At 32.5% G+C, this 6,447-nt stretch carries 5 protein-coding genes; 1 reads left to right on the top strand and 4 read right to left on the bottom strand.

From position 1 onward, the window contains the following. The 3 genes from B8T70_RS22610 to B8T70_RS22620 all read right to left on the bottom strand — a co-directional run. On the bottom strand, positions 1 to 309 hold a 309-nt coding region (locus tag B8T70_RS22610; RefSeq protein ID WP_086896316.1), incomplete at its 3' end, for an iron chaperone. A gap of 74 nt (positions 310 to 383) precedes the next feature. Beyond that, positions 384 to 1,874: a serine hydrolase gene (locus B8T70_RS22615; protein WP_086896317.1), complete on the bottom strand. Its 1,491-nt coding sequence runs from the start codon at positions 1,872 to 1,874 to the stop codon at positions 384 to 386. 92 nt (positions 1,875 to 1,966) lie between these two features. Beyond that, positions 1,967 to 3,067: a glycosyltransferase family 9 protein gene (locus B8T70_RS22620; RefSeq protein ID WP_086896318.1), complete on the bottom strand. Its 1,101-nt coding sequence runs from the start codon at positions 3,065 to 3,067 to the stop codon at positions 1,967 to 1,969. A 433-nt stretch (positions 3,068 to 3,500) separates the two neighbouring features. Here B8T70_RS22620 and B8T70_RS22625 point away from each other — a divergent pair, with 433 nt between their 5' ends. Continuing rightward, entirely contained in the window at positions 3,501 to 4,910 is a 1,410-nt protein-coding gene (locus B8T70_RS22625; protein WP_039111357.1) for an APC family permease, read from the top strand. A gap of 304 nt (positions 4,911 to 5,214) precedes the next feature. Here the strand turns inward: B8T70_RS22625 and ald are convergent, their stop codons facing one another. Beyond that, complete coding sequence (ald, locus tag B8T70_RS22630) at positions 5,215 to 6,330, bottom strand: alanine dehydrogenase (protein ID WP_039111355.1); 1,116 nt, start codon at positions 6,328 to 6,330, stop codon at positions 5,215 to 5,217. Positions 6,331 to 6,447: the final 117 nt, after the last annotated feature.

Raw genomic sequence — 6,447 nt, forward strand, 5'->3', positions numbered from 1 at the left:
TAAATCCAAAGGCATAGGTTTGTCTAATGGAAACTGAATAGAGCCCTTTCCTGATTTATAAGCAGAAAGTTCTTCTTGAAAAGCTTCGTTTCCCGAAGGCAACGCATAAAAGCCAATATGGTTTTTGAAAGCTGCAAAATGCACTAAGTTACCATTAAGCTTAAAAGTAGGTATAGCGTAACTTATTTTCTCTTCGGCATTTGGAGCAGCCTTTTTAATTGTTTGGCGCACTTGTTCTAATACTGCCTGAATGGTTTCAGGAAAACCAGCAATATATTCATCAATAGTTTCAGGTTTTGAAGTTATCATAGCTTTTAATTTTATAAAACCAAAACCGCAATTTTGTCAAATTGCGGTAGTTTTAATTGAGGTTATCAAAGTTGTTATTTAGAGATTTCTTCCAATACTTTCTTTGCATTTTCATTTTTTGGGTCAAACTGTAATGATTTTTTATAGTTTACAATGGCAAGTTTTTTATCTCCATCTTTTAAATAAGCCTCGCCTAAACTATCATATGCATTTCCTGATTTAGGAAAGGTATCAACATTTATTTTAAAAACGGCTATGGATTCTTTTGTTTTTCCTGATTGTAGTAATTGATAACCAACATCGTTTATTTCACTTTCCTTAATAGCGTATTCATCAGATTTTTTGAACTCTTCAAATTTCTTCAATCCAGTTTCTAATCCTTGAGATTTAATAATACCAAATAGAGTATAAGCGGTAGATCTTTTGGCAATATCATATGGCATATCGTATAAAATTGCTCGTATCGCTTCAGACATTTGATTAAGACCAGTTCCTCCGGTATTATTTAATAATACAATTAAATCGTTGGATGATGGAATACGTGAGATTAGAGTATTGAAACCATTTATTCCACCACCATGTTCAATAATTTGTACTTTCTTATCTGTTTTGTCAATGTTGGCTTCTTCAATAAACCACCCGTATCCATAATAGGATGTTGCAGAGAACCTTGTATTTATGTATTTGTTAAATAATAATTCTTTGTATTTAGCCGATAATAATTTTTCAGTATAAAGAGCCTGATCCCATAAGTATAAATCCTCTACGGTAGAATATAGAGATCCTGCAGCATAAGGAAGAGACATATCAATGTAACTTGAATTTACATAGTCAGAACTGCCTTTCTCTTTTTTTTCGTATCCAGTGGCTCTATTAGCTAAAATCACATCGTGATGGTCATAGCCAGAATTATTCATGTTAAGTGGGGTAAAAATCTTTTCTTGTAAACACTGCTCATACGTTTTTCCTGTAATTTTCTCTATGATATAACCCAATAGAAAATAGCCAGAGTTGCTATAGGCAAATTTTTCTCCAGGCTTGAATTGAAGAGGTAAATCGGCAAATGTTTTTACAAAAGCTTCTGGTGTATAGGGATTACGACTAATATCAGAGAAAAAATTAGGGAATGAAGTATAATTAGGTAATCCTGATGTATGAGTGAGTAATTGATGAATGGTAATTTTATCACCATTGGTTTTGGAATAATCAGGAAGATAGGTAGAAATTGGAACATCTAATTTAAGCTTTCCTTGCTCCACCAATTGAAGAATTAATAATGCTGTGAATTGTTTGGTAATAGAGCCTAATCTAAATTTTGTGTTGGGTTCATTAGGGATTTTCCATTCCATATTGGCTAATCCAAAGCCTTTTTTATAGATAACCTTTCCGTTTTCAGTTACAAGAGCAGTTCCGTTAAACTGGTTGTATTTAGAATATAAGCTTAGCAATTCATTAATTTTATCGGCCTTGGAAGTTTGGCCAATACATACATTAACTAAAATTAATTGAAAAGCAAGACTAAAAATGAGCACTTTTAATAAAGAGCTATTTGATTTTTTTTCCATGATGGTTGATGATTTTTGGTTATTATATTTTAAGCGTTCATTAATAATAGACGACTAAAATTTAATAAAGTTACTAAAAATCATCACTTTGTTTAGTATAATGCTATAATTGTTGAAGTAGTTGTAACTCGAAGTGATAAGTTATGACTAATCATGTATGCTATGATTTTTGTAGATTTAAGAATAGAAGTTTTATTAGTATCTATAGCTATGCTATGATTATAATATGGCTCATATTTTTTTTGCTCAGTAATCGAGAATAAACCAACTGTAGGAGTTTGTACAGAGCTTGCTAAATGCATGATTCCAGAATCGGCTCCAATGAAAGCTTCCGTGTTTGCGATTAATGCGCCAATTTCACGTATGTCTTTACTGTAAAAATGTGTAGCTTTAAAGCCAATTTGCGAGACATTTTCAATAGGTAAAATTTCAATAATATTATGATTAGGATATTGAGTTTTTAGCCTTTTATAAAACTTCCCCCACCATGATTCTGAATAACATTTGTCGCCAGTTGCATAAGTATAAATGCAAATCGTTTTTTTATCGTTATTGACTAATTTGTCTAGTATTTTTTTTCCTTCAATGATTTCAGAATTACTCAATTTAAGATTCAATGCAGCGATTGACTTGTTATTGGGGATAAAGCCTAGTTCGCTTAAATAACTCCTGAAGTTGTATACAGGATATTTTGCGATATGTTCATAATCAAGATATTTTGATTGAATATCTTCGACTGTAGAATCTCCGAAGAATTTGAATTTTGAATTTGAAAATTTAACCGAAAGCCTTCCAGATGAAGAATTTTTGTCAACATTAATTGCAATATCATATTGTTGTTTTCTAAGCGATACCCATACCTTAATATATTGAAGTAAGTTCTTAAAAGGTTTTTTAGGTAGCTCAATAATCTTATCGACATTGTCGTAGTTTTCGAATAATATAGGTGCTAGATTACCTTTTACAAATAAGTCTATTTTGCATCCCGGAAACGTAGTAATGACTTCTTCTAATAAAGGTGTAATTAATAATAAGTTCCCTAATCGGGCATTTGGACGTGAAATTAAAACTCTTTTAATCTCAGGTTTAATGGTTAAATGTTTTTTATTCGCGTTTGCAGAATGCCCAATATTTTTAGTTAAGCTATGCATTAACTTTCGTCTTACTACGTTTATGTTTTTTAAGATTTTCATAGTGTAAATATTATTTATTAAACTTACTTCAGTTAAAAAAGAATAAATGGCAACTCAAAAAAACAGAAAGAATTAAAAGCAAATTGTTAAAACTTATTATGAGTCTTGCTGTAATAATAACTAAATGAGGCTGTTATGTTTACTGCTTTAAGTAAAGTTAGCAAAATCATTTATAAGCTGATTACATAATTTTCTGTTTTTTTTATATGATGAATCAAAATTGGTTTTTTTAAAAGGATTGATGGTTAAGTCTTAGTTAACTTATAATTAGGTTTTTAGGTCTTGTGACATAGAGAGAAGAGTTGTGACTCCGTTTCGTTTGATAACACGACTGAAAGTAAAAATTACAACTGCTATATAATCTAAAATCAGCAATCTAAAAACCAAAATTTATAAAAAAAGTATATCTTTAACTAACCAAAAACCAAAAAAAATGCAAGAAAACAAACCAGAAGATTTTAAAAGAGAACTCGGATTGCTAGACGGAACCATGCTTGTGGTAGGGTCTATGATTGGTTCAGGAATATTTATTGTAAGTGCCGATATTGCCCGACAAGTAGGTTCTGCAGGTTGGCTAATCTTAATATGGCTAATCTCAGGATTAATTACAGTTATTGCAGCAGTAAGTTATGGAGAATTAAGTGCCATGTTTCCAAAAGCTGGTGGGCAGTATGTTTACTTAAAAGAAGCTTACAATAAGTTGATAGCTTTTTTGTACGGATGGAGCTTTTTTGCAGTAATCCAAACGGGTACAATTGCTGCTGTAGGTGTCGCTTTTGCCAAATTTGCAGCTTATCTCTATGAGCCTTTAAGTGATGAAAATATTCTTTTTGAGATAGGTTCTTTCGACTTAAATGCAGCTCAACTGGTTTCTATTGTTACGATTATTTTATTAACGTATATAAATAGCCGTGGGGTTAAAAACAGTAAAATTCTACAAACGGTTTTAACTATTATCAAAATTTTATCACTTTTAGGATTAATCGTTTTCGGGTTAACACTTGGAGCAAAAGCTTCTATTTGGGATGCTAATTGGGTAGATGGTTGGTCTACGCGTGCTTTTGATGCAGATACTAAATCTTGGTTTCCAATAGGAGGTACAGCATTGCTTACAGGTATTTCGGCAGCTATGGTTGGTTCTTTATTTTCTAGTGATGCTTGGAATGGAGTAACTTTTATTGCGGGCGAAATTAAAAATCCGAAACGTAATGTAGGGTTTAGTCTATTCTTGGGAACTTTTATAGTTACGATTATTTATGTTTTAACAAACCTGATGTACTTGGCAGTAGTACCTTTTGATGAAATTGCTACAGCAAAATCTGATAGGGTAGCGGTAGTGGCATCACAATATATTTTTGGTAATATCGGAACGTTAATCATTGCAATTATGATTATGATTTCGACTTTTGCTTGTAATAATGGACTAATAATGGCTGGAGCAAGGGTATATTATACAATGGCAAAAGATGGTTTGTTTTTTAAGAAAGCAGCGATATTAAATGAGTCTAGTGTTCCAGCTTGGGCATTATGGGCACAATGTGTTTGGGCTTCGGCTTTATGTTTGACAGGGAAATATGGGGATTTATTAGACTTTGTTATTATCATAGTTCTGATTTTTTACATTTTGACTATTTATGGTATTTTTATTCTGCGTAAGAAAATGCCAGATGCCGAGAGACCTTATAAAGCTTTTGGATATCCATTTCTGCCATTCTTATATATTGTAGTAGCATCGGCAATTTGCATTTGTTTATTGCTTACTAAATTTTCTACCTGTGGTTGGGGCGTTTTAATTATGCTAACAGGAATTCCTGTTTACTATTTGACTAAACCGAAAGAATAAGCGGCATAATTTAAAGAAAGCCATTAATTAGTGGCTAAAAGAGAATAGTTGCTAACTTAGATTGTCTATAGAGGAACGCGGATTAAACGGATTTTTTATCTATTATTTTAAAAAATCCGTTTTTATCCGCGTTTTTTACTTTTGTAAATCTGTATCATCCGCGTTCCTTTCGCAAAGAGTTAGATAGAATAGAAGATTAAGAAAGCTGTTAATCAGTGGCAAGAATAATGAATATATAAAAACAGAAAACCCGTCCTAAAGACGGGTTTTTCTAGTGTAGTAAGCACTTATATAATGCTAGCAATTATTTTGCTAACACTAATTCTTCGTTGAAAGGAAGATTCCAAGCTTCTGCAACTCCTTTGTAAAGGATTTTTCCATTAGCAATATTCAATCCTTTTTTCAATTCTTCGTTTTCAGCACAAGCTTTTTCCCATCCTTTGTTTGCTAATTGTAAAGCGTAAGGTAAAGTAGCGTTTGTTAAAGCAAGTGTAGATGTGTAAGGTACAGCTCCAGGCATATTAGCCACACAGTAGTGTACAATATCATCGATAATGAAAGTTGGGTTTTCGTGAGTTGTTGGTGTACATGTTTCGATACATCCACCTTGATCAACAGCAACGTCTACAACAACAGTTCCTGGACGCATTAGTTTAAGCATATCACGAGTAACTAAGTGAGGTGCTTTTGCTCCCGGAATTAATACTGCTCCAACTACTAAATCTGCATCAGCGATTGCTTTTGTAATGTTATAGTGGTTTGACATTTGAGTGTTTACGTTTGCAGGCATAATATCATCTAAATGACGAAGACGTGCTAAGCTTACATCCATAATAGTAACTTGAGCTCCTAAACCAGCAGCCATTTTTGCAGCTTGAGTACCAACGATTCCACCACCAAGTACTAATACTTTAGCAGGAGGAACACCTGGAACACCACCTAAAAGAATTCCTCTTCCTTTTAATGGTTTCTCAAGATATTTAGCTCCTTGTTGAATAGACATACGTCCAGCAACTTCTGACATTGGAACTAATAATGGTAAACTACGGTCAGCTTTTTCAACAGTTTCGTAAGCTAAACATACAGCTCCTTTTTCGATCATTGCGTGTGTTAACGGCTCTGATGAAGCAAAGTGAAAGTATGTAAATAATAATTGATCTTTTTTGATTAAATCATATTCAGATGCAATAGGTTCTTTAACTTTAATAATCATTTCAGCTATAGCATATACCTCTTCAATAGTTGCTAATACCTGAGCACCAGCATTAGTATACTCCTCATCGCTAAATCCACTTCCTAAACCGGCAGTTGCTTGAACGTAAACAACATGTCCGTGTTTTTTCATTTCCGAAACTCCAGCTGGTGTAACAGCTACACGGTTTTCGTTATTCTTGATTTCTTTTGGAACACCTATTATCATTTTTTATATTTTTTTTGTTTTTGTTAATTTTGTTTTACAAAGCTACATATAGAGAATATATTATCGATATTATGGGTATAATAAAGAAAATATTGTTTTTATTTAATATTTTTACCA

Origin of the sequence: Flavobacterium sp. AJR (assembly GCF_002156885.1) — a bacterium.
In the GTDB taxonomy this organism is placed as follows: Bacteria; Bacteroidota; Bacteroidia; order Flavobacteriales; family Flavobacteriaceae; genus Flavobacterium.